At 74.3% G+C, this 22133-nt stretch carries 21 protein-coding genes; 13 read left to right on the top strand and 8 right to left on the bottom strand.

The genetic code is table 11. The annotated features are described in order from the left end of the window. Positions 1-340 precede the first annotated feature (340 nt). Positions 341-1189 carry a helix-turn-helix domain-containing protein gene (locus tag S1361_RS16600; protein ID WP_208032617.1) on the bottom strand — a complete coding sequence of 283 codons (849 nt, stop codon included), beginning with the start codon at positions 1187-1189 and terminating at the stop codon, positions 341-343. Between the two features lie 149 nt (positions 1190-1338). On the opposite strand from S1361_RS16600, the gene S1361_RS16595 reads away from it, so the two are divergent. The 3 genes from S1361_RS16595 to S1361_RS16585 all read left to right on the top strand — a co-directional run bounded on the left by S1361_RS16595 (position 1339) and on the right by S1361_RS16585 (position 3799). Then, positions 1339-2100, top strand: a complete 762-nt coding sequence (locus tag S1361_RS16595; protein ID WP_208032616.1) for an SDR family oxidoreductase — start codon at positions 1339-1341, stop codon at positions 2098-2100. A gap of 177 nt (positions 2101-2277) precedes the next feature. After that, complete coding sequence (locus S1361_RS16590) at positions 2278-3120, top strand: MurR/RpiR family transcriptional regulator (RefSeq protein ID WP_208032615.1); 843 nt, start codon at positions 2278-2280, stop codon at positions 3118-3120. A 94-nt stretch (positions 3121-3214) separates the two neighbouring features. Further along, the gene (locus tag S1361_RS16585; RefSeq protein WP_208032614.1) at positions 3215-3799 is read left to right on the top strand and encodes a hypothetical protein; all 585 of its coding nucleotides are present in this window, start codon (positions 3215-3217) and stop codon (positions 3797-3799) included. Positions 3800-3806: 7 nt separating this feature from the next. Here the strand turns inward: S1361_RS16585 and S1361_RS16580 are convergent, their stop codons facing one another. From S1361_RS16580 to S1361_RS16560, 5 genes are all read right to left on the bottom strand, one after another. Further along, a complete protein-coding gene (locus S1361_RS16580) occupies positions 3807-4181 on the bottom strand; it encodes a roadblock/LC7 domain-containing protein (RefSeq protein WP_208032613.1) in 375 nt (124 codons plus the stop codon). Between the two features lie 11 nt (positions 4182-4192). After that, positions 4193-4696: a roadblock/LC7 domain-containing protein gene (locus tag S1361_RS16575; RefSeq protein ID WP_208032612.1), complete on the bottom strand. Its 504-nt coding sequence runs from the start codon at positions 4694-4696 to the stop codon at positions 4193-4195. Between the two features lie 31 nt (positions 4697-4727). Next, entirely contained in the window at positions 4728-5537 is an 810-nt protein-coding gene (locus S1361_RS16570; protein WP_208032611.1) for a transcriptional regulator, read from the bottom strand. Next, positions 5534-5917 carry a hypothetical protein gene (locus S1361_RS16565; protein WP_208032610.1) on the bottom strand — a complete coding sequence of 128 codons (384 nt, stop codon included), beginning with the start codon at positions 5915-5917 and terminating at the stop codon, positions 5534-5536. Before S1361_RS16565 ends, S1361_RS16570 begins: the two co-directional genes overlap by 4 nt. 178 nt (positions 5918-6095) lie before the next feature. Further along, positions 6096-7466 (bottom strand): type III PLP-dependent enzyme domain-containing protein, encoded by a 1371-nt coding sequence (locus S1361_RS16560; RefSeq protein ID WP_208032609.1) that lies wholly within the window; start codon positions 7464-7466, stop codon positions 6096-6098. 139 nt (positions 7467-7605) lie between these two features. Between S1361_RS16560 and hutU the strand changes: the two genes are divergently transcribed. The 4 genes from hutU to hutI all read left to right on the top strand — a co-directional run bounded on the left by hutU (position 7606) and on the right by hutI (position 13227). Next, the gene (hutU, locus tag S1361_RS16555) at positions 7606-9270 is read left to right on the top strand and encodes a urocanate hydratase (RefSeq protein ID WP_208032608.1); all 1665 of its coding nucleotides are present in this window, start codon (positions 7606-7608) and stop codon (positions 9268-9270) included. 224 nt (positions 9271-9494) lie between these two features. After that, a complete protein-coding gene (locus tag S1361_RS16550) occupies positions 9495-10697 on the top strand; it encodes an allantoate amidohydrolase (protein WP_208036631.1) in 1203 nt (400 codons plus the stop codon). Further along, complete coding sequence (locus S1361_RS16545; RefSeq protein WP_208032607.1) at positions 10694-12031, top strand: formimidoylglutamate deiminase; 1338 nt, start codon at positions 10694-10696, stop codon at positions 12029-12031. Before S1361_RS16550 ends, S1361_RS16545 begins: the two co-directional genes overlap by 4 nt. 20 nt (positions 12032-12051) lie before the next feature. Continuing rightward, positions 12052-13227, top strand: a complete 1176-nt coding sequence (gene hutI / locus S1361_RS16540; RefSeq protein ID WP_208032606.1) for an imidazolonepropionase — start codon at positions 12052-12054, stop codon at positions 13225-13227. Between the two features lie 84 nt (positions 13228-13311). Here hutI and S1361_RS16535 read toward each other — a convergent pair whose 3' ends face one another. After that, on the bottom strand, positions 13312-14865 hold the full coding sequence (locus tag S1361_RS16535; protein WP_208032605.1) for an RICIN domain-containing protein: 1554 nt from the start codon (positions 14863-14865) through the stop codon (positions 13312-13314). 215 nt (positions 14866-15080) lie between these two features. After that, complete coding sequence (locus S1361_RS16530; RefSeq protein WP_208032604.1) at positions 15081-15977, bottom strand: RNA polymerase sigma factor SigF; 897 nt, start codon at positions 15975-15977, stop codon at positions 15081-15083. A gap of 248 nt (positions 15978-16225) precedes the next feature. On the opposite strand from S1361_RS16530, the gene S1361_RS16525 reads away from it, so the two are divergent. The 6 genes from S1361_RS16525 to S1361_RS16500 all read left to right on the top strand — a co-directional run bounded on the left by S1361_RS16525 (position 16226) and on the right by S1361_RS16500 (position 22008). Beyond that, entirely contained in the window at positions 16226-16603 is a 378-nt protein-coding gene (locus tag S1361_RS16525) for an STAS domain-containing protein (RefSeq protein WP_030341416.1), read from the top strand. 397 nt (positions 16604-17000) lie between these two features. After that, positions 17001-17579: an ATP-binding protein gene (locus tag S1361_RS16520; protein WP_208032603.1), complete on the top strand. Its 579-nt coding sequence runs from the start codon at positions 17001-17003 to the stop codon at positions 17577-17579. Between the two features lie 205 nt (positions 17580-17784). Beyond that, entirely contained in the window at positions 17785-18516 is a 732-nt protein-coding gene (locus S1361_RS16515; RefSeq protein ID WP_208032602.1) for an LPXTG cell wall anchor domain-containing protein, read from the top strand. Positions 18517-18746: 230 nt separating this feature from the next. After that, a complete protein-coding gene (locus tag S1361_RS16510) occupies positions 18747-19559 on the top strand; it encodes a COG1470 family protein (protein WP_243769191.1) in 813 nt (270 codons plus the stop codon). A gap of 56 nt (positions 19560-19615) precedes the next feature. Beyond that, positions 19616-20695, top strand: a complete 1080-nt coding sequence (locus S1361_RS16505) for a hypothetical protein (RefSeq protein WP_425086693.1) — start codon at positions 19616-19618, stop codon at positions 20693-20695. Positions 20696-20697: 2 nt separating this feature from the next. Further along, positions 20698-22008 (top strand): hypothetical protein, encoded by a 1311-nt coding sequence (locus S1361_RS16500; RefSeq protein ID WP_243769190.1) that lies wholly within the window; start codon positions 20698-20700, stop codon positions 22006-22008. Positions 22009-22133 lie beyond the last annotated feature (125 nt).

Genomic DNA, 22133 nt, shown 5'->3' with positions numbered 1-22133 from the left:
GGACTTGGGGAGCGGGCGGGGTTCGCGGAAGTGGTACGAGCGTGTCACGTGCGCGCAGCACCCGCTTAACACGCGTCCGGCACATTGGTGGGTGTCGGCAGGGAGGTGGCAGCGCCACCCGGGCGTGAAGCCCTGGGGAGTCTCGCCTCCCCGGCCGGCGGCGAACGGCGCCAAGGACCTCCGGAGCGGCTCCCGGACCTCCATGGACGCCACGGACGCGGGCCCGGCCTGACCCGGCCCGCGTCCCTCGCGGGGACCGCCGTCGTCCCGCCCCCCGGCAACGGGGGTGCGGCGGTCCCCGCGCAAACCTCTTCGGCCCGCACCGGAATCAGACGGTGGCTCAACGCCCCAGCAGTGCCAGCCGCTCCGCCGTGTCCGAGCCCGGTTCCGGGACGTACGTCACGATCGTCTGCTCCGGGTCCGTCGGGGTCGTCATGGTCTCGTAGGGCAGGATCAGCAGGCCCGCGACCGGGTGCCGTACCGTCTTCACGCCGTACGCGCACTCCTTGACCTCGTGGTCCGCCCACAGCCGGCGGAAGTCCTCGCTCCGCACGGAGAGTTCGCCGACCAGGGCGAACAGCTCGGCGTCGTCGGCGTACCGGCCCGCGTTCACCCGCAGGTGGGCCACCGTCTGGGCGGCGACCGCGTGCCACTCGGGGTACAGCTCCCGGCCGGCCGGGGACAGGAAGGCCAGCCGGGCCATGTTCCGCTCGGCCGGTTCCAGCCGGCTGAAGCCGTGCACCGCGTCGCCGAGCGCGTTCCAGGCCAGGACGTCCATGCGGCGGCCCAGCACGAACGCCGGGCTGTGCTCCATCGCGTCGAGGAGGCGCTGCACCCCGGGGCGGACGCGGGACGTGCCGGCCGGCCTGCGCTGCCGGTGCGGCCGGGCCACCGTACGCAGGTACGCGTGCTCGGTCTCGTCCAGCCGCAGCACCCGCGCGACGGCGTCCAGGACGGCGTCGCTGACTCCCCCGGACTTCGCCCGGGAGGCGCCCCCGGTGCCCCGGCCCTGCTCCAGCCGGATGTAGTAGTCGACGCTCACGCCCGCGAGCTGGGCCACCTCCTCGCGGCGCAGGCCCGGCACCCGGCGCCGCCCGTGCACGGGCAGCCCGACCTCGTCCGGCCGGATGCGGGCGCGGCGCGAGCGCAGGAAGTCGCCCACCTCTGCTTCGGTCCAGTCCCCGTTCATGGGCCGATCGTAGGCGAGGGGTGCCGCCCTCATCCTGGTACTGGCAGACCCAGGAAAAACGCATCCCTGGGTACGGCCGCCGGACGCGGCGAGAGTGGTGTCAGCCGCCGGGGAGCCGCCCCGGTGCGAACCTTCCGGGGGGAACACCCATGTCGTACGCGAACCTGTCCGGCCGTACCGCCGTCGTCACCGGAGCCGCCAGCGGGATCGGCGAGGCCGTCGCCCTGCACCTGGCCGCCGAGGGGGCCCGGGTGGCGCTGCTCGCCCGGCGCGCGGACCGGCTCGACGCGCTCGTGGAGAAGATCCGGGCCGGGGGCGGCGAGGCGCTCGCCGTGGCCGCCGACGTCACCGACGACACGTCCGTCGAGGCGGCCCGGGACCGGATCCACGAGGCGTTCGGCGGCGTCGACCTCGTCGTCAACAACGCCGGTGTCATGCTGCCGAACCCGATCGAGGAGGGCCGCCTCGACGAGTGGCAGCGGATGCTCGACACCAACGTCACCGGCGTGCTGCGGGTCATCCGCGCCTTCGGCGCCGGTCTGGTGGCCGCCGCCGGCGAGGGCCGCACCGCCGACCTGGTGAACATCTCCTCCATCGGCGCCCACGTCCCGTTCCCGAACTACGCGGTCTACGGCGCCACGAAGGCCGCCGTCACCTACCTCTCGCAGTCGCTGCGCACCGAGTTCGGGCCGCGCGACGTCCGGGTCACCAACATCGAGCCGGGACTGACGGAGACCGAGCTGAAGACGCACGTCGACAGCGCGGAGCTGTCCGGGCAGCTGGACGGCATGTTCGAGGTGATCGGCGGCCTGGCGGCGGCGGACGTCGCGGACGTCGTCGCCTACGTCGCGAGCCGTCCCCGGCACGTCAACCTGCGCCAGATCATGGTGCTGCCGACCCGGCAGGCCTGACGGCCCGGGGCGCCCGTCACCCGGCCCGGATGAGCGGTCGCGGGCCATGCGTTCTCCCCACGCTGCGCTGTATAACGGTATGCAGTGGCACACTGCCTGAATAGGCGGCCCGTGCCCGTCCGTGCCCCGGCGCTGTACTCTCCCGGGGCGTCGAGGAATCCGGAGGGGGAGTACGTGATGAGCGGGACCGACAGCCCTGGCAACCGATTGCAGGCGCTCTTCGAGGGCCACCGGCTCACGCCGACCCAGCGTCGCATCGCGCACAGCATGGTGCGCCGGGCCGCCGACGTGCCCTTCCTGTCCAGCGTCGAGCTGGCGGAGCTGGCCGGGGTCAGCCAGCCCTCGGTGACCCGGTTCGCGGTCGCCCTCGGCTTCGACGGCTATCCCGCCCTGCGCAAGCACCTGCGCGAGGTCGTCCCGGCCGAGCCGGCCGCCGAGGTCTCCGCCTACAACGAGTACCAGCAGGCCGTCGAGGCCGAGATCGAGAACCTGAAGCACCTCGCCGAGCTGCTCGCCGACCCGCGCCCGGTGCAGCAGGCCGGCCGGATCCTCGCCGCCTCCCGCCCGCTGCCGGTGCTCGGACTGCGCGCCGCAGCCTCCCAGGCGTACGGGTTCGCCTACTTCGCCGCCAAGGTCCACCCGGACGTCCGGCTGCTCAACGAGGGCGGCACGATGATCCACGACCGCGTCGACGCCGCCGTCCGCGCGGGCGCCACCGCCCTGCTGTGCTTCGCGCTGCCCCGGCATCCCCGCGAGGTCGTGGACACCCTCGCCTACGCCAAGGACGCCGGACTGACCGTGGTCACGGTCGCCGACTCGGCGTTCGCGCCGGTCGCCAAGCACTCCGACCTGCTGCTGCCCGCCGCGGTCGGCACCGGGCTCGCCTTCGACACCGCCTGCGCGCCGATGCTGCTGGGCCGGGTGCTGCTGGAGGCGCTCTGCGACGACCTGCCGGACGCCCAGGCCCGGCTGGAGGAGTTCGACACGAAGGCGGCGGCCCGCGGTCTGTTCGTGGAATGACCGGGCCCCGCCGCTCTCAGATTCGTCTCAGGTTCTGCTGTTAGCTTCCTACGAGACACATGCGCTGAGGGGTCACGTGACACGGGAGGCTGACGTGGCGCGCGGAGGACAGGGTCTGGCTCGGGTGGCCGTCGTCGTACGGGCGGGGGCCGCCCCGCTGTGGTGGCTCGGCGTGGTCGCCGCGGGGATCGGGAGCGTGCCGGAGGGCGTGACCGGGCGCCGGATCGGCGTACTGGCCGGGGCCGTGCTCTTCCTGGCCGGCGCGGCCGCCGTGGCGCTGGTCCGGCGGGGCCGGTACCGGGCCCTCGCCGACGGGGCGGCCCGCGCGGGCAAGTACGACGTCCTGCAGGACCGGGCGGTGACCGTGCGCGCCTGGCGCCGGGGCCACCGCTGGTGGCTGCTGCTGGGCTGGGTGCTCGCGCTCGGCTCCGCCTTCGCGGTGCCCGCGGCCGGCGGCATGCTGCTGGCCGGGCTCGGTACCGGGCTGCGGCTGAAGGCCGCCTGGCTCGGGCGGCTGGAGCGGGCCCGGGAGACGCTCCTGTGGGTCCGCGTCGACTGGCTCGACCGGCGCGGCGGGCGTCCGGCGGGCGCGGCCGTGAAGGGCCTGCGCGGTACCGGTATCGCGGCCGGCGACGCGGCCCCCGGCGGGGCCCGCCGCCGTACCGCGGCACTGGTCTGAGCCGCTGTCAGACCTCCAGGTCCTCCTCGATCCGCTTCAGCTGGTGCCGCGCCATCGCCAGGTTGGCCCGGCTGGAGTCGAGGACCAGGTAGAGGAAGAGGCCGTTGCCGCCGCGGCTGCTGAGCAGGCGGATCAGGTGGTACTGGTCGGACAGCGTGATCAGGATGTCCTCGATGCCGGCCTTGAGGCCCAGCATTTCCATCGTGCGCATCTTGGCGCGGATCACGTCCGTGTTGCCGGCGGCGGCCACGTTCAGGTCGAAGCTCTTGCTGCCGCCCATCGTGCCCAGCGCCATCCCGCTGGTGTAGTCGACGAGCGCGACACCGGTGGCGCCCTCGATGGAGGTGAGGGCTTCCTTGAGCGCGGTCTCGGTGTTGGCCATGGTGGTCCCTTTCAGCTGTCGGTTGCGGTACGCGCCTCGGCACTCGTCGTGCGAGGCGCTCGGGTACGGATCGGGGGCGCCGCGCTGACGGCTCCCAGGGGTCTCGGGGTCGGCCGGGCTGCCCGGGCGGCGGCTTCGGCCGCGTCCAGCAGCTCTCCGATGCGGGAGCCGGCCCGGCGGCCCTCCAGGTGCAGCCGGCCGACGTTGACCCGGTCCTGGGCGAGCAGGGTCAGGACGGCGGTGCGGCCGGCCGCGTAGGTGGCGATGTAGCCGCGCTCGCCGCGCACCAGCAGCTCCCGGAAGCCGCCGTGCCCGGTGGCGTCCGTGACCCGCACGGCGACACCGAGCGCGGCCGCGGTGAGCGCGGCCAGGCCCTCCGGGTCGACCCCGGGGGTGTCGTGGGCGACGACGAGGCCGTCGACGCCGGCCGCGAGGGCGCCGGTGAGCTGCGGCACCCGGGTGCGCAGCCGGCGCAGCTCGTCCACGACGGTGCGCAGGTCCTCTTCGGCCACCATCAGGTCTCTCCTCTCGGCGGGGCGGTGCCGTTCAAAGCGCCTCCAGCGCATCCCTGAGCCTCTTCAGCAGCGCGATGTCGGGGTCGGTGGTGACCTGGTGGGGCGGTGGCGGCGGGGCGGGTGCCCGGGGCGCGGGTGCGATCTTCCCGGCCGCCGTGAGCCGGCGTACGTCGACCAGCGTGTGGAACGCCTGCCGGCCCAGGTTCCGGGCGATGTCGGCGGCCGTGCGGACGCCGTCCACCCGGTCCAGGACGGCCCGCTGCCGGGGTGTGACCGGCGCGCCCGGGGTACGGCCGGCGGCTGGGTCCGCGCGGATCAGCGGGGCGCTGTCGGCGGCGGGGTCGGGCCACAGCCGGTGCAGCAGCAGCCGGCGGCGCAGCGTCTCGCGTTCCAGCGCGACGACCGGGACCGAGGGCAGCGGGCCGAGGCGGGGCGCGTGGTCGTACCGGAAGCGCCCGGGGGTGCTGCTCGGGGCCAGCACGAAGTACCCGGCGTCGTACAGCGCGTCCAGGTGGCACAGCTCCAGTGCGCCCGTGGGCAGCACCCCGGAGTGCAGCAGGAGCTCGGCCGCGTGCAGCGGGCCCGGGGTCCGGGCCGCGGCTTGCTGCCAGGCGGCGCCCGCGAGCGTGCCGTGGGCCGTGAGCAGCACGTCGAGGCCGGGGGCGAGGTGGCTCTCGGCGTGCACCACCCGGCCCTCGGCGAGGTGCAGGACGCCGTGTTCGCGGACCAGCACGCCGGTGGCCCGCTCCTCGGCGAGCCGGGTCAGCATCGGGGACAGGGCGCGGGTGGCCGCCTTGTCCCGCACGGGCAGGGCCGGGTGAGGGGTGCTGACCACGGTCATCCCAGCACCAGCCGGGCTGCCATCTCACCGAGCCGGATCCGGGCGAGCGCGAGGTTGCCCTCCTCGCGGCCGAGCCACAGGTGCAGGAACACGCTGCTGTCGAAGGACGTGTCCACGAAGCGCAGCAGGTGGTAGCTGTCCCCGTTGCTGATGATCACGTCCTCCACGGGTGGCGACCCGTCGCCGGCCGCCGCGAAGGTGCCGTGCTCGGCGGCCATCCGGGCCAGTTCGGCGGCCTCGGCGGCGGTCGTCTCGTGGTCGCCGCCGGGTGCCTCCCCGACCGTGCCGAGGGCGAGTCCGCTCGTCCAGTCCACCAGCGCGGCTCCCCTGGCACCGGGCAGCCGCATCGCTTCCAGTAAGCACTCGTCGATTCCGGGCACCGTGGCTCCCCTCCCGCCTGGGACTCCGGCTGAGTGACGCCGACACTACGCAACGTAGGTGGGGGAGGTGAGGCCTTTGGCATTTTCCGTTGGAACATGCGTCCGGCGTACTAGTGTGGGTCAACTGACGTGTGTGTCATGACCGTTGAACCATTTGTTCGAGGGCGGGCGGGGCCCGTCAACGGCTCTCGGATGCATTGAGGGTGGTGAGTGCGGAAGCGTGCGCCCCTCCGGATTCGGCCACCACCTCCGCGAGCGTCTGCGGCTCCCGTACGACCGCGAAGGCCATGCCACCGGCACGGTCCGGCGCGTAGCCGTAGATACCCGGCCGGGCCAGGGAGTTGTAGGCGTAGTGGTGGGCGAAGCCGTACGCGCCCGTGTCCAGCGCCGCCACGTAGTCGCCCGGCTCCAGCAGCGGCAGCGCGCGCCCCTCGGCGAGCAGGTCGCCCGAGAAGCAGGCCGGCCCGGCCACGTCCTGCACCACCTCCGGTCCCGTCTTCGGCCGCCCCTCGGCGTCGTACGCGGCGATCCGCAGCGGCCATGTCCCCGGCACGTACACCGTCCGCGCCGCCACCTGCACGCCCGCGTGCGTCACCGCGATCCGCCGCCCGCCCGCGCTCTTGGCGTACTCCACCCGGGCCACCACCGTCCCGTGCCTGGCCAGCAGCGACCGCCCGAACTCCGTCACCAGCCCGTACCGCCCGTCGAACAGCCCCGGCACCCGGTCGGCCAGCATGCCCGCGTACGCGGCGTACGTCGGCGCCGTCGCCTCCGACGCGACGTCCACCGGCAGCCCGCCGCCGATGTCGATCGTGTCCACCTGCCGCCGGCCCACGGCCGCGTTGATCTCCTGCGCGAGCGCGTACACCTCCGCCACGCCCTGGGCCAGCAGCGGCAGCGGGATGCCCTGCGAGCCGGTGTGCGCGTGCAGCCGGGTCAGCCACGGCCGCTCCGCGTACGCCCGTACGACCCAGTCGCGCGCCCCCTCGTCCCGCAGTGCCACCCCGAACTTCGAGGTCGGCGTCGCCGTGGAGGTCGCCCCGATGGTGCCGGCGCCGATCTGCGGGTTGACCCGGAGGCCGAGCGGGGACCGGGCGGGGACGGAGCGCACGAGGGCGTCGAGCCGGTCCAGCTCCTGCGGGTTGTCGGCGTTCACCGCGATGCCCAGGGCCAGGGCCTCGCGCAGCTCCGCCGGGGTCTTCGCCGGCGAGTCCAGCACCGTCCGGTCCGGTGGCACCCCGGCGGCCCGGGCCAGCGCCAGCTCGCCGGGGCTGGCCACCTCGGCGCCGAGGCCCGCCTCGTGCAGCAGCCGCACCACGGGTACCAGCGGGGTCGCCTTCACCGCGAAGGCGTGCAGCACCGGGGTGCCGGGCGCCGTCACCGCGTCGAACGCCGCCCGCAGCCCCGCCGCCGACTCCCGGATCCCGGTGACGTCCAGCAGGCCCGCCACGGCCGCGTCCGGGCCCAGCAGCCCCTGCTCGACGGCCGCCCGCACGGCCTGGTCCCGCCGGCCGGTCCGCTCGCGCGCCTCGCTGTCGATGTCCGCCATGGGTTTCCCCGTCCTGTCTCGGCTACCGGTGGTTCCAGCCAAACATCCGCCGGGCGCGGACGTGGCCCCCCGGCGTATTGACTAGCTCTATTCAGCGAGACAGGATGTGAATAGACGTAGGCACAGGAGGAGGCAGACGATGTCGGGACCCCGCCCCGTACGAGCACCGCGCGGCACGGAACTGAGTGCTCTGGGATGGCAGCAGGAAGCGGCCCTGCGCATGCTGCAGAACAACCTCGACCCCGAGGTGGCCGAGCACCCCGACAAGCTCGTCGTCTACGGCGGCACCGGCAAGGCCGCCCGCGACTGGCGCTCCTTCGACGCCATGGTCCGCACGCTGAAGACCCTCAAGCAGGACGAGACCATGCTGGTCCAGTCCGGCCGCCCGGTCGGCGTCATGCAGACCCACGAGTGGGCCCCGCGCGTCCTCATCGCCAACTCCAACCTGGTCGGCGACTGGGCCAACTGGGAGGAGTTCCGCCGCCTGGAGGCCCTCGGCCTGACCATGTACGGCCAGATGACCGCCGGCTCCTGGATCTACATCGGCACCCAGGGCATCCTCCAGGGCACCTACGAGACCTTCTCCGCCGTCGCCGCGAAGAAGTTCGACGGCACCCTCGCCGGGACGATCACCCTCACCGCCGGCCTCGGCGGCATGGGCGGCGCCCAGCCGCTCGCCGTGACCATGAACGACGGCGTCGCGATCTGCATCGACTGCGACCCGCGCGCCATCGAGCGCCGCATCGAGCACCGCTACCTCGACGTCAGGGCCGACTCCCTCGACCACGCGCTCCAGCTGGCCGTCGAGGCCCGGGACGCCCGGCGCCCGCTGTCCATCGGCGTCCTCGGCAACGCGGCCGAGCTGGTCCCGCAGCTGCTCGCGATGAACGCCCCCATCGACATCGTCACCGACCAGACCTCCGCCCACGACCCGCTGTCCTACCTTCCCGTGGGCGTGGCCTTCGAGGACATGGCCGCCGAGGCGGCGAAGGACCCGGCGGGCTTCACCACGCGCGCGCGTGAGTCCATGGCGAAGCACGTGGAGGCCATGGTCGGCTTCATGGACGCCGGCGCCGAGGTCTTCGACTACGGCAACTCCATCCGCGGCGAGGCCCAGCTGGCCGGCTACGGACGCGCGTTCGCCTTCCCCGGCTTCGTCCCCGCCTACATCCGCCCCCTCTTCTGCGAGGGCAAGGGCCCCTTCCGCTGGGCCGCCCTGTCCGGCGACCCGGCCGACATCGCCAAGACCGACAAGGCGATCCTGGAGCTGTTCCCCGAGAACGAGTCCCTGGCCCGCTGGATCAAGATGGCCGGCGAGCGTGTCCACTTCCAGGGCCTGCCCGCGCGCATCTGCTGGCTCGGCTACGGCGAGCGCGACAAGGCCGGTGAGCGCTTCAACGACATGGTCGCCTCCGGCGAGCTGGCGGCTCCGCTGGCCATCGGCCGCGACCACCTGGACTGCGGCTCCGTCGCCTCCCCGTACCGCGAGACCGAAGCCATGCTCGACGGGTCCGACGCCATCGCGGACTGGCCGCTGCTGAACGCGATGGTCAACGTGGCGTCCGGCGCCTCCTGGGTGTCCATCCACCACGGTGGCGGCGTGGGCATGGGGCGGTCCATCCACGCCGGACAGGTGACGGTGGCCGACGGCACCAAGCTGGGTGGCGAGAAGATCCGGCGGGTCCTCACCAACGACCCGGGCATGGGCGTCATCCGCCATGTGGACGCGGGATACGACATCGCGGAGTCCGTCGCCGGGGAGCGGGGGGTCCGGGTGCCGATGCGTGAGGGTGACGAGGCGTGACCGTCGGCGAGACCGGGCACGGCGGCGACTCTCCGGTGGGGGCCGGTCTCCCGTCCCCGTCCGCGGGTTCGGCTGTGCCCACCCTCCCCCACCCGCAGCCTCGTTCGAGCGGGGGGACACCCACCGCCCCGCGGAACGACTGCCCACAGCCGGTACGGCCTGCGGGCACGGGCAGCGGCACACAGCCGGTGCGGCCTGTCGCCGCCGGCACCTCCTTCCATGAGATGTGGCGCGAGCTGCTCCCCATCGGCCGGCACCCCGGCTCCGGCGGTTACCGGCGCTACGCCTGGACCGGGGCGGACGCCGACTGCCGGGCCTGGTTCAAGGAGCAGGCCGAGGCGCGGGGACTGGCGTACGAGGTCGACCGGAACGGTAACCAGTGGGCCTGGCTCGGCGACCCCGGCGCCGGGGACGCCGTCGTCACCGGGTCGCACCTGGACTCCGTGCCGGACGGCGGCGCCTTCGACGGCCCCCTCGGAGTGGTGTCCTCCTTCGCCGCGCTGGACGAACTGCGCGGCCGGGGAGCGGAGTTCACCAAGCCCCTCGCCATCGTCAACTTCGGGGACGAGGAGGGGGCCCGGTTCGGGCTCGCCTGTGTCGGGTCCCGGCTCACCGCCGGGCAGCTGACCGTCGAGCAGGCCCACCGGCTCACCGACGGGGACGGGGTGGGCCTGCCGCGCGCCATGGAGGCCGCCGGGTACGACCCCGAGGCCATCGGGCCCGATCCCGAGCGGCTGGCCCGGATCGGCGCCTTCGTGGAGCTGCACGTCGAACAGGGCCGCGCGCTGGACCTGTCCGGCGACCGGGTCGGCATCGCCAGTGCCATCTGGCCGCACGGGCGGTGGCGGTTCGACTTCCGGGGCGAGGCCAACCACGCCGGCACCACCCGGCTGGTGGACCGCCGCGACCCGATGCTGTCCTACGCCGAGACCGTGCTCGCCGCCCGCCGTGAGGCCGAACTCGCCGGCGCCGTCGCCACCTTCGGGAAGATCGCGGTGGAACCGAACGGGGTCAACGCGATCCCCTCGCTGGTGCGCGGCTGGCTCGACTCCCGCGCCGCCGACCAGGAGACCCTGGACACGGTCGTCGGGGGAGTGGAGAAGGCCGCGCGGGAGTACGCCGCCGCGCACGGCATCGATCTCGACGTCGTCCGGGAGTCCTTCACCCCGGTCGTCGAGTTCGACCACGCCCTGCGGGACGAACTCGGCCGCATCCTCGGCAGGGACACCGGCCTGACGGTGCCCGTCCTCGGCACCGGCGCGGGACACGACGCCGGGATCCTGTCCGGGAGCATTCCGACCGCCATGCTGTTCGTGCGCAACCCCACCGGTGTCTCGCACTCCCCGGCCGAGTTCGCGGCCGAGGACGACTGTGTGGCCGGGGTGCGCGCACTCGCCGACGTACTGGAAGGACTGGCCTGCCGGTGACCAAGGGGACCTACTGGTTGGAGCACGCCTGGCTCGGCACCCACGTCGAGCCGGGGGTGACCGTCGAGGTCGCGGACGGGCGGATCAGTGCCGTCCGCACCGGGACGCCCGCCCCGCCGCCCGGCGCCGAGGTGCTGCGCGGACTGACCCTGCCGGGGCTCGCCAACGCCCACAGCCACGCCTTCCACCGGGCGCTGCGCGGCACCGTCCAGGTCGGCTCCGGAACCTTCTGGACCTGGCGCGAGGTGATGTACTCCGTCGCCGACCACCTGACCCCGGAGACCTATCACGCCCTGGCCCGCGCGGTGTACGCCGAGATGGCCCTCGCCGGCATCACCTGTGTCGGCGAGTTCCACTACGTCCACCACGCCCCCGGCGGCACCCCCTACGCCGACCCCAACGCCATGGGCGAGGCGCTGATCGCGGCCGCCGCCGAGGCCGGCATCCGCATCACCCTCCTCGACACCTGCTACCTCTCCTCCGGCTTCGGCGAGGCCCCGAACACCCACCAGCTGCGGTTCTCCGACGGCAGCGCGGAGGCCTGGGCCGAACGCTGTGCAGTTCTCAAGGAACGGGATCACGCACGGATCGGGGCGGCGATCCACTCGGTACGGGCCGTGCCCGCCGCCCAGTTGGCGACCGTGGCGGGCTGGGCGCAGGAGCGGCGGGCCCCGCTGCACGTGCACCTGTCGGAGCAGACCGCCGAGAACGACGCCTGCCTCGCCGCCCACGGACGTACCCCGGCCCGGCTGCTCGCCGACCACGGCGTCCTCGGGCCGCGCACCACCGGGGTGCACAACACCCACCTCACCGACGAGGACATCGCCCTGCTCGGCGGCTCGGGCACCGGCACCTGCATGTGCCCCACCACCGAACGGGACCTGGCCGACGGCATCGGCCCGGCCGTCGCCCTCCAGCGGGCCGGCTCCCCGCTCTCCCTCGGCTCCGACAGCCACGCCGTCATCGACCTGCTCGAAGAGGCCCGCGCGATGGAGCTGAACGAGCGGCTGCGCACCCGCACCCGGGGCCACTGGACGGCCGCCGCCCTGCTGCGGGCCGCCACCACCGACGGCCACGCCGCCCTCGGCTGGGACGAGGCCGGCACGATCGAGCCCGGCGCCCTCGCGGACCTGACGACGATCGCGCTGGACTCGGTCAGGACGGCAGGGCCGCTGCCCAGACTGGGCGCCGAGACGGCCGTATTCGCGGCGGGCGCGGCCGACGTGCGGCATACGGTCGTGGGCGGCCGGCATGTCGTACGCGACGGGGCGCACACCCTCGTACCCGACGTGCCGCAGGCCCTCGCGCGGGCGGTCGAAGCCCTCCGCGCCTGACGATCACCCACGAGGACACCATGAGCAGCAGCACCGTCATCACCAACATCGCCACGCTGGTCACCAACGACCCCTCCCTGGGCGACGGATCCCCCCTCGGTCTGATCCAGGACGCGGCCGTCGTCATCGACGGCGACCGTGTCGCGTGGACCGGTGAGTCAAGCAAAGCACCCGCCACTGACAACCGGGTCGACGCGGGCGGCCGGGCGGTGCTGCCGGGCTTCGTGGACTCCCACTCCCACCTGGTGTTCGCGGGCGACCGGACGCAGGAGTTCAACGCCCGCATGTCCGGCCGCTCCTACACGGCCGGCGGCATCCGCACCACGGTCGCGGCCACCCGGGCCGCGAGCGACGCGGAACTGGAGGCCAACCTCACCCGTTACCTCGACGAGGCCCTCCGCCAGGGCACGACGACCTTCGAGACGAAGTCGGGCTACGGCCTCACCGTCGCGGACGAGTCCCGCGCCCTGCGCCTCGCGGCGAAGCACACCGACGAGGTGACGTACCTCGGCGCGCACATCGTCAGCCCCGACTACGCCGACGACCCGGCGGCCTATGTCGCCCTGGTCACCGGCGAGATGCTGGACGCCTGCGCGCCGCACGCCCGCTGGATCGACGTCTTCTGCGAGAAGGGCGCCTTCGACGGCGACCAGGCCCGCGCGATCCTCACCGCCGGCAAGGCGAGGGGGCTGCACCCGCGCATCCACGCCAACCAGCTCTCCTACGGCCCCGGTGTGCAGCTCGCCGTCGAACTGGACGCGGCCAGCGCCGACCACTGCACCCACCTCACGGACGCGGACGTGGACGCCCTGGCCAACAGCGCGACGGTCGCCACGCTGCTCCCCGGTGCCGAGTTCTCCACCCGAGCCGAGTGGCCGGACGCCCGCCGCCTCCTGGACGCCGGTGCGACGGTCGCCCTCTCCACGGACTGCAACCCCGGCTCGTCGTTCACCTCCTCCGTCCCCTTCTGCATCGCGCTGGCCGTCCGCGACATGCGGATGACCCCGGACGAGGCGGTCTGGTCGGCCACGGCCGGCGGCGCCGCCGCCCTCCGCCGCACCGACATCGGCCGCCTCACCCCCGGCGCCTACGCCGATCTGACCCTCCTGGACGCCCCCAGCCACGTCCACCTGGCCTACCGGCCGGGCGTACCGCTGGTCAGCGGGGTGTGGCGGCGCGGAGCCCGGGTGGTCTGAACGCCACGGGCGGTACGGCGCGACGGTCGGCAGGACGCGGTCGGCAGGACACGGCCTGCCGGACGGTAAGGACGCCGGGCGTCCTTACCGTGCGCCCGCCCGCCACCGCTGCTCCGGGCTGCCGTCCAGGCCGCTGAGGCCCACGCCGCACCGGCCCTCCGGGGTGACCGCCGTCTCGATGGCGATGTTCGGGCGGATCGTGCCGTCGGGGTCGACGGTGAAGCGGAGGTTCTCGCCGTTGCGGCTGTAGACGGCGTCGCACTCCCAGATGCCCACACCCCGGTCGACCGAGCCCCGGCTGTCCAGGCAGAAGTCGTCGTCGGCCGCCGAGCGGAGCAGGCCGAGGTAGGGGTCGACGCGCCAGCGCTGGGTGGGGGAGGAGGAGCAGGGGGCGGTGATGACGTCGTTGCCCTGGGACAGGTCGCCGTAGCGGATGTCCAGGCAGCGGTCCGTGGCGACGTCGACCACCTGCGCGGCCGAGGTGCCCGGCGGCCGGGGCGTCGGCGTCGGCCGCGGTGTCGTCCGGTGCGGTGACGGGGTCGGGCGGGGCGAGGTCCGCCTCGGCGTGGGCGACGGGGACGAGCGCGTGGGGGAGGGGCTCGGCGACGGGGACAGGGAGGGCGACGGCGACGGGGACGGAGTGACGGAGACCGTGGCCGTCACCGTCACCGGAGGGGGCGCGGGGGTGGCGACCGCGGGCTGCTGGTCGGCGGGGTGCGCCGGGACAAGCGCGAACACCAGGAGCGGGGTCAGCGCCACCCCCAGCCCCGCCGAGGCCAGCAGGACGCGCCGCCGGGGCGGCCAACTCGGCTTCTCCACCACGGCCGAGACGGCAGCGGGAGGCTCCTCCTGACGCAGGTACGCCGTTCCGCGCCACGGCAGCAGGCCCTCGGCCAGGGTCTGCCGCGGTGCCTCCCGCAGCGCCTGCAGGTCCTCGAACGCGGCCGTGCAGTGCGGACAGCGCGCCATGTGGGCGTCCAGGTCGGCGCTGTGGCGCGGAACGTCCGGCCGGACCGCCTCCTCGATCAGCCGGCGGAAGTCCGCGCAGCGCGGGTCGTCCGAGGCGGCCAGGCGGTGCCGGAGGCAGGCCTGCGCCAGGGCGTTGAGGGCCTGCTGGGTGCCGTAGGCGACGTCCGCGCGGCTCAGGCCCAGGAAGGCGGCGGTGCGCTCCACGGGTTCCGCGTCGAGGACGCCGTACCAGAGCAGGCCCTGGGTGCGCGACGGCAGGGACTGGAAGGGCGGCAGCAGGGGCGGGGTCGGGCCCTCGGGGCGGCCGGTCGCGTTCAGCACCAGCAGCAGGCCCGGGTCGAGGCCCGCGGAGCGTTCGTCGCGGGCCCAGTCGGCCGCCAGCCGGGCGGTGAGCAGCAGGAGCCGGTGGCGCAGCGGGACGGCCGGTTCGACGCCCCGGGCCGTCTCGCGGGCCGCCGTGGCGAAGGTCTCCGCCGCCAGCCGACTGGCCACGGGCTCGCTCACCGCGCACAGCCGGGCGTAGCCGAGGACCGCCGGGTGGTGTCGGCGGCGCAGCTCCTGGAGCGCCGGGTACGCCGTGTGCGTGGGGGAGCGCAGCAGTTCGGTCAGCCGTGTGTCCGGTGCACCCTCGTGGCCCCCGGCCGTGGCGTGGTCGTCCCCCTCGGACATGCGACACCCTCCGTTCCGCGAACACGGCTGACGTACCAGCGGGTTCGGGGGGCCATAGTGGTGGAGGGGACGGACGCTGCAAAGAGGTTTCCGCGGGTAACCGCATAACGGTTGGGGTGCGGGGCACCCGCTACCCGGGGTGGCAGGTCCCGGGGACGGCGAAGCGGCCCGGTATGTCGGCCGGGCCGCCTTCCGCATCCGGAGCGCCGCCGGTGTCACTCCTCCACGGTCAGTCCCTTGCGCAGCCGGACCAGGGTGCGCGAGAGCAGCCGGGACACGTGCATCTGGGAGATGCCGAGTTCCTCGCCGATCTCCGACTGGGTCATGTTCGCCACGAAACGCAGGGAGAGGATCTTCCGGTCCCGGGGCGCGAGTTCGGCGATCAGCGGCTTGAGCGACTCGATGTACTCGATGCCCTCCAGGCCGTGGTCCTCGTACCCGATGCGGTCCGCGAGCGCGCCCTCGGACTCGTCCTCCTCGGGCTGGGCGTCCAGCGAGGAGGCGGTGTACGCGTTCGAGGCGGCCATGCCCTCGACGACCTCGTCCTTGGAGATGCCGAGGCGCTCGGCGAGTTCCGCGACCGTGGGGGCGCGGTCCAGCTGCTGCGCCAGCTCGTCGCCGGCCTTGGCGAGGTCGAGCCGCAGCTCCTGCAGCCGGCGCGGGACGCGCACGGACCACGAGGTGTCACGGAAGAAGCGCTTGATCTCGCCGATGATGGTCGGCATCGCGAAGGTGGGGAACTCGACGCCGCGGGAGAGTTCGAAGCGGTCGATCGCCTTGATCAGGCCGATGGTGCCGACCTGGATGATGTCCTCCATGGGCTCGCTGCGGGAGCGGAAGCGGGAGGCGGCGAACTTGACGAGCGCGAGGTTGAGCTCGACGAGGGTGTTGCGGACGTACGCGTGGTCGTACGTCCCTTCCTCCAGCGACTCCAGTCGCTCGAAGAGGCTCTTGGACAGGGCCCGTGCGTCGACCGGGCCGATCTCGTCGTACGGGGGGATCTCCGGGAGGCCCTCGAAGAGGTCGAGGGTGTCGATGGGATGATCCAGTTGTTCCGGTGGGGGTGTCGACGTCGCGAGCGGGGTAAGCGATGCGTCGAGCCGGGGTGACATGGGTGTCCTCCATCGTTGTCGGCATAAGGCTGCCGAAGCCAGTACCTGCACTGCGGTGTGCGGCGCCTCCGAAGCCGGCGTGTAGGGGTGTGTGTCTTTACTAGCCCTACCCGGTGGACCGAGCGAGTCGCAAGTGCGTTCTGTGGCGATATGTCCGATTGTGTGCGGATGTTCGGGTGTCGGAGTGCGCAAGGAAGGCGTAATGTTCGAGGGCATCAGCAGCCACGACCTCGGGAGAGAGAGACGGCATGGACCACGGGACGGTCGGCAGCGCACAGTCGGGCCGGCTTCTGGTGGAGGTGCGGGAAGAGGGCTCCAGCGCCGTTGTGACACCGGCCGGTGAGCTGGATCACCACACCGCCGATCTTTTGCGCGAGCCCCTCGACGACCTTCTGGACAAGGGCTTCGCGCGGCTCGTCGTGGACTGCTCACGCCTGGAGTTCTGCGACTCCACGGGGCTGAACGTCCTGCTCGGCGCCCGGCTGAAGGCGGAGGCCGCCGGAGGCGGGGTCCATCTGGCAGGGATGCTGCCGGTGGTCGCCCGCGTCTTCGAGATCACCGGTGCCGAGGCGGTCTTCACCGTCCACGATTCCGTGGAGGCGGCCCTGGCCGACGGTGCCGACTGAGCCTTCGCCCCCGTCCGGGCCGGTCCGCGTACCGGTCCCCGAGGGCGTTGTCCGCGTCACGCCCAAAACGGGGGTGTTCCGCCGGATCGGCCGGGCAGGAGAGGGCAGAAGAAGGCAGAGGGAGGCAGGAGGCGTCCTGCCGACCGCCGGATCCTCCGGGACCGGCGAACGACCTGACGGAACACGCGTCCGACCCCGGACGGGACGGGACCCCGCCCGGGCGGCGGAGGAACGACGACCCGTCGGCGGACGGGACGGGGACGACCTGTGTACGACCCGCGGACGGCGTACGGACCGGCCGGCGCCGACGGTGCCGGACCCCTGGCCCGGCCGCCGGCCGGACCACTGACCGGACCTATTGAATCTTGAACTGGTGAATCGGTGAGGTGAAGCGCTGATGAGCACCACCCGGCCTTACTCGCCGGGCGACCGCGGCCCGGAGCCCAGCGGCGCTTCCGGGGCGTCCGAGGGGGAGGCGCCGGCCACCGGCGCAGCCACGGGGGCTGCCGCGCCGTCCGCGTCGTCTGTGCCGTCCGGGGCGGCCGACGGCACGTCGCAGGCCCGGGGGCGGCAGGCCCGCAGACTCCGCCTGGAAGGCGAGAGCGGGGTGGTCCCGCTCGCCCGCGACTTCACCCGCCAGGCGCTGTACGCGTGGGGCTGGCTGCCGGCGGCCACGGCCGACCAGCGGGCCGCCGCCGAGGACGTGCTGCTCGTCGTCTCCGAACTGGTCACCAACGCCTGCCTGCACGCCGAGGGCCCCGACGAGCTCCGTCTGGCCTGCGACAACAAGGTGATCCGGCTGGAGGTCTCCGACCGGGGCACCGGCCAGCCGGCCCCGCGCACCCCGCACCGCGCCGGCCGCCCCGGCGGCCACGGCATGTTCATCGTGCAGCGGCTGTGCCTGGACTGGGGTGTGCTCCGCTCGCCCGGTACGCCGGGCAAGACGGTCTGGGCGGAGCTGGGCGCCCCGGCCTGACCGCTCGTACGGCCGCCCGGACGCCGGTGCGCACCGGCACCCGCCGAGTGGCCGCCGCGTCCGGCGGTCTCCACTCCGGCACCTCTTCGCACGCGCCGGACCGCCACAACTCCGGCGTGTGACGCGTCTTCCAACCTCACGGCCCCCGGCGTACCTTGACGGCCGAATCTGATGTGCCGTCAGGAATGAATGGGGTGGACCGAACGTGTCGTACCCGAAGCGAACCGCCGCGCTCGTGTCCGCCGCGGCCCTGGCCGGCTCGGCGGTGCTGCTGGCCGCGCCGGCCGCCCACGCCGACGTCGTCGACGTCAACTATCGCTGCCAGACCCCGATCGGCGTGAAGAGCGCCGTCTCGCCCATCGACATCAAGAGCGTCAAGAGCGGCAGCGGCTACAAGGTCACCATGTCCTGGCAGAAGGGCGTCTCCTCCAGCCCGGTCGAGCTGGGCAAGGGGGCGATGACCCCGAGCGCCACCATCGCGCTGGGCGGCGCCGACAGCGGCACGCTCGCCGTCAGCGGCCCCGCCAACGCCGCCGCCATCCCGGCGAACACGCCCATCAAGATCAGCGACCTGAGCGGCACCTACACGCCGAAGAAGAGCGGAAAGGTGACCTTCACGGCGGCCACGCTCACCATCAAGGCGCTCGGTACGACGACGACCTGCACGCCGACCAACAGCCCGAAGCCCTCCCTGACCCTGGACGTGACAGCGGCCGGCGGCTCGTCGTCGTCCTCGGGGGGCTCCTCCTCGTCCTCGTCCTCGTCGTCGGGCTCGGGAGGCTCGGGCTCGGGAGGCTCGTCGACCGCAGGGCAGCTTCCGCAGACCGGCCCCGAGGACTCCGCGGTCGCCCTCGGCACCCTCGGCGGAACGGTCCTGCTCGCCGGTGCGGCGGGCGCCCTGTGGCTGACCCGGCGGGGCCAGACCGCCCGCCGCTGACCGGGCCCGGCCCGACCGCGCAGCGCCGCCCGCGTGCCGTCCGCCGCCGACCGGGACCGGCCGGACCGCACACCACCGCCCCGCACCACCGCCCCGCACCACCACCCGCGTGCCGTCCGCCGCCGACCGGGACCGCCCCGATCGCACACCGCCGCACCGGCGCCGCCCGCCGAACCGTCCGGCCACCACCGCTGGAGCCGCCCATGCCGCCCGCGCCGTCCCCTTCGCGGATGCCGCTGCTCGTCACCCTGCTCCTGCCACTGACGCTGCTGACCGCCGCCCCGCCCGCCCGCGCGCAGTCCGGCGGGTGGTCGCTCGCGCCCCTGGGCGGCGGGCGCCCCGCGTTCTACGCCGAGGGCGCGCCCGGGGCGGTGCTCCAGGACACCGTGGCCGTGACCAACCGCGGCCGGACACCGCTCACGGTCCGGCTGCGCGGCACCGGCGTGCCGGCGATCCTCGCCCGCGCCGCCCTCACCGTCCCGGCCCGGACCCGTGCCGATGTCCCCTTCACGGTGACCGTGCCGCGGGGTGCCGCGCCGGGCGAGCGCTCCGGCGCGATCGTCGCGCGCGACGCGCACGGCCGTACCGCGACCGTGCCCCTCCGGCTGCGGGTCGGCGGCCCGGCGCTGGCCGCGCTGACCGTGGAGCACCTCGCCGTGCACGCCGACCGGATCACGTACGAGCTGGTCAACCGCGGTACGACCGTCCTCGTACCGACACTCGCGGTCCGCGCCGACGGACTCCTCGGCCCGGTGCTGGACCGCGCCCCGCGCACCCTGCCGGTCCGGCTGGCCCCGGGTGCCCGGCGCGCGTTCAGCGAGCCCTGGCCCGGCCGGCCGGCGCTGGACGAGGTCCGCGTACGGCTGACGGTGACGGCACCGGGTGGCGCGCACGACACCGCGAGCACCTCGGCGACGTACGTCCCGTGGGGCGCCGTGGCCGGCACGGCGGGAGGGGTGGCGGCGGCCATGGCCGTACTCCGGCGGAGGCGGCGCGGAGCCCGCCGGCGCACCACCGGCGATCCGACGGGGGCGGTGTCGTGAGACCGGGGGTGCCGGGGCGGAGGCCGGTGCGGGGCCGGGGCCGTCACAGGGGAGGTGTGGGGGTGGGGGTCGTGGCCCTGCTGGCCCTGCTGGTGGGGCTGGTCGGGCCGGCCGGGCGGGGGTGGGCGGCGGAGCGGCCGGTGGTGAGGCTGTCGGCGGTGCAGGCCGGGGCCGGCGGGTCGGTCACCGTCAGCGGGACCGGCTGGCGGCCCCGCACGCTGCTGATGATGCTGGTGTGCGGGCGCGCCACCCCGGCCCGGGGAGTCGTCGGCGGCACCAACTCCTGCGCCAACGGCGACGGCCGGGCCGTGACCACCGGGGCCGACGGCTCCTTCAGCCGGAGACTCCCGGTCGCCGAACCCCCCGTACCCTGCCCCTGCGTGGTGCACGTGGCCACCGTCACCGGCACCGGGGCCGAGGCGGACGCCGTCCTCCAGGTCGCCGGGCACCCCGTGGCCCCGCTGCCCGCCGAGCGCTCCGCCGGCCGGCTGGCGGTGCTCTCCGACACCCGGCTGACCGGTTCGAGCGGGCTGCTGACCTGGTTCGGGGCGCCGCCCGGCCGCACCCTGGTCTTCACGGTCGGCAACACCGGCACGAGCCCGGTCGAGAACCCGGTGTTCCAGGTCGGCACCGCGCACGGCGTGTTCGCCCCCGAGTGGGACGAGCGGCAATGGCACGGCACCCTGGCCCCGGGGAAGAAGGCCCGGATCGAGCTGCCGGTCGTACTGCCGGCGGGGGCGCACGGCGACTACACCGTGACGCTGCGCCACGGCGGCCGGGTGCTCGCCGAGCAGCCGTGGGGCGTGGGCCGGCCCTGGGGCGTGACCCTGTTCTGGATCCTGCTCTGCCTGGTCGTACCGGCCGCCCTGTTCCGCATCGGCATGGCCGTGGTGGACCGGATCCGCCCGCGCCACCACGGCGGAACCCGCCGCGCGCCCCGGCCCGCCCCGCGCCTGCGCCTGCCGCTCCCGCGCTCCCGCACCGCCCGGCCCCCGGCCGTCCGGTCCGCTCCGACTCCGACCCTGCCGTGGTTCACCCCGGACTCCGCTCCGGGCGACCCGGCCGGCCGGTCCTCCGCACCGCACGACGACAGCCCGACGAGTCCTGCGACTCCCACCACGAAGGGACCCACGTGAGCATGCGAAGGAGAGGCACAGCGGCCGGGAGCACGGGCGCCCTGCTGGTGCTCTGCGCGGCGGGCGTCCTGCTGGGCCCGATGGTGGCGCCCGCGCAGGCGGCCGAGGTGGCGTACGCCACCCACTGCGTGCCGCCCGCGGGCATCGACCCCGTCGACGGCACCACGAAGGTCGAGATCACCGCGCCGGCCACGGCGAAGGTGGGTGACACGGTGGACGTCGTGTGGAAGTTCGTCCAGGCCGCCTCCAGGAACCCGGACATCATCGACCTGCCCGCGAACTCGGTCCAGCCCTCGGGCGTCCTGAAGGCGGCCGGAGCGCAGACCGCCGGCATACGGATGCAGGGCCCGCGGGAGAACCCCGCGATCCCCAAGGGCGGGGCCATGGTGCTGTCCGACATGAGGGGCAGTCTGAAGCTGACGGCGGCCGGCGAGGTGACCCTGACCCCGGACGCGTACACCGTCAACGCCATGTCGACCGACACCAGGTGCACACCCGAGGAGACCGTGCAGAAGGCGGCGACGATCCGGGTGACGGCGGGCGGCACGTCGACCTCCACCGCGACCCCGACGAGGACGGCGCCACCCACCCGCTCGGCCACGGCCACGGCGACCGGCGGCCCCGGGCAGACCGACTTCCCCGGCAAGGAGGTGCAGGTCCCGTACGCCTGCAAGACCCCGATCGGAGACAGGAGCGCGACCTCGCCGGTGCAGATCGACGCGAAGAAGGACGGCGGGAGCTACGCCCTCACCGTGCAGTTCAAGAAGTCGGTGATGGACAGCCCCGTCGACATCCCGAAGGACTCCGTGAAGCCGTCCATGGAGGTGGTGCTGGGCGGCGCCGACAAGGGCACGGTGCACGTGGAGGGGCCGGCGAACGCGGGTCCCGTCAAGGCGGGCGACCCGATCGAGATCCCCGACCTCACCGGCACCTACAAGCCCGGCGCGAGCGGCACCTCCACGCTGTCCCCGGGCGTCCTGACGGTCAAGGCCCTCGGCACCACCACGACCTGCACCCCGACGAAGACGTCGGTCTCCCTCACCCTGGACACCACCGAACAGCCGGGGGGCGCCGCGGGCGGCACCTCCGCCTCCGGCGGCTCCTCCTCGTCCGGCGGAAGCGGCACAGGCGGAAGCAGCACCGGCGCGAGCAGCACCGGCGCGAGCGGCACCGGCGACAGCGGCTCCGGCGGCCTGGCCGAGACCGGCGCGGGTGACCACGGCGCGCTGAAGGCCCTGGGCCTGATCTCGGGCACGGTGATCCTGCTCGGGGCGGCGGTCTTCACGGTCCTGCCGAGACGAAGGACGCGATAGCCGACCCCGGGGGGCGCGGGGCCGTGCCGGCATGCGGCCCCGCCGCCTGGGCGCGCTCGGCCACGAGGACCCGGCAACCGCCGACCCGCGGCAACCGGCACGGCGCTCCCGCACCCGCACACGGA

This window comes from Streptomyces cyanogenus (genome assembly GCF_017526105.1).
Taxonomy (GTDB): Bacteria; Actinomycetota; Actinomycetes; order Streptomycetales; family Streptomycetaceae; genus Streptomyces; species Streptomyces cyanogenus.
This window is presented reverse-complemented; position numbering and strand designations above follow the sequence as displayed.

Bases quoted from the DNA above. Each gene is read 5' to 3' on its own strand.
- S1361_RS16600 (WP_208032617.1), bottom strand. From the start codon at position 1,189: ATGAACGGGGACTGGACCGAAGCAGAGGTGGGCGACTTCCTGCGCTCG.
- S1361_RS16595 (WP_208032616.1), top strand. From the start codon at position 1,339: ATGTCGTACGCGAACCTGTCCGGCCGTACCGCCGTCGTCACCGGAGCC.
- S1361_RS16590 (WP_208032615.1), top strand. From the start codon at position 2,278: ATGAGCGGGACCGACAGCCCTGGCAACCGATTGCAGGCGCTCTTCGAG.
- S1361_RS16580 (WP_208032613.1), bottom strand. From the start codon at position 4,181: ATGGCCAACACCGAGACCGCGCTCAAGGAAGCCCTCACCTCCATCGAG.
- S1361_RS16575 (WP_208032612.1), bottom strand. From the start codon at position 4,696: ATGGTGGCCGAAGAGGACCTGCGCACCGTCGTGGACGAGCTGCGCCGG.
- S1361_RS16570 (WP_208032611.1), bottom strand. From the start codon at position 5,537: ATGACCGTGGTCAGCACCCCTCACCCGGCCCTGCCCGTGCGGGACAAG.
- S1361_RS16560 (WP_208032609.1), bottom strand. From the start codon at position 7,466: ATGGCGGACATCGACAGCGAGGCGCGCGAGCGGACCGGCCGGCGGGAC.
- hutU (WP_208032608.1), top strand. From the start codon at position 7,606: ATGTCGGGACCCCGCCCCGTACGAGCACCGCGCGGCACGGAACTGAGT.
- S1361_RS16550 (WP_208036631.1), top strand. From the start codon at position 9,495: ATGTGGCGCGAGCTGCTCCCCATCGGCCGGCACCCCGGCTCCGGCGGT.
- hutI (WP_208032606.1), top strand. From the start codon at position 12,052: ATGAGCAGCAGCACCGTCATCACCAACATCGCCACGCTGGTCACCAAC.
- S1361_RS16535 (WP_208032605.1), bottom strand. From the start codon at position 14,865: ATGTCCGAGGGGGACGACCACGCCACGGCCGGGGGCCACGAGGGTGCA.
- S1361_RS16530 (WP_208032604.1), bottom strand. From the start codon at position 15,977: ATGTCACCCCGGCTCGACGCATCGCTTACCCCGCTCGCGACGTCGACA.
- S1361_RS16525 (WP_030341416.1), top strand. From the start codon at position 16,226: ATGGACCACGGGACGGTCGGCAGCGCACAGTCGGGCCGGCTTCTGGTG.
- S1361_RS16520 (WP_208032603.1), top strand. From the start codon at position 17,001: ATGAGCACCACCCGGCCTTACTCGCCGGGCGACCGCGGCCCGGAGCCC.
- S1361_RS16510 (WP_243769191.1), top strand. From the start codon at position 18,747: ATGCCGCTGCTCGTCACCCTGCTCCTGCCACTGACGCTGCTGACCGCC.
- S1361_RS16500 (WP_243769190.1), top strand. From the start codon at position 20,698: ATGCGAAGGAGAGGCACAGCGGCCGGGAGCACGGGCGCCCTGCTGGTG.